This window comes from Cellulomonas sp. GbtcB1 (genome assembly GCF_019091725.1).
In the GTDB taxonomy this organism is placed as follows: domain Bacteria; phylum Actinomycetota; class Actinomycetes; order Actinomycetales; family Cellulomonadaceae; genus Cellulomonas.
In genome coordinates this window covers 1-246 of the sequence record NZ_JAGXJG010000414.1, presented here as the reverse complement: position 1 = coordinate 246, position 246 = coordinate 1, and the positions used below count along the sequence as shown (strand labels likewise).

Sequence of the window (246 nt, the reverse complement as noted above, 5' to 3'; positions counted from 1 at the left end):
TCCGCAAGACGGGGAAGCCGGTCGTGCTGTGCGCCAACAAGGACGACGGCCCGCGCGTCGAGGCCGACGCCGCCGAGCTGTGGAGCCTCGGCCTCGGCGAGCCGCACCCGGTCTCTGCCCTGCACGGCCGCGGCACGGGCGACCTGCTCGACGCCGCGATGGCGGCGCTGCCGACGGTCTCGCAGCACGCCCCCGCCCGCCCCGGCGGCCCGCGCCCCGTCGCGCTGGTCGGCCGCCCGGACATGG

Annotated in this window: 1 pseudogene; it reads left to right on the top strand. The window is 79.3% G+C overall.

What is annotated here, in order from left to right:
• Window positions 1-246, top strand: a pseudogene (locus tag KVT14_RS20885) (ribosome biogenesis GTPase Der); the annotation flags it as partial.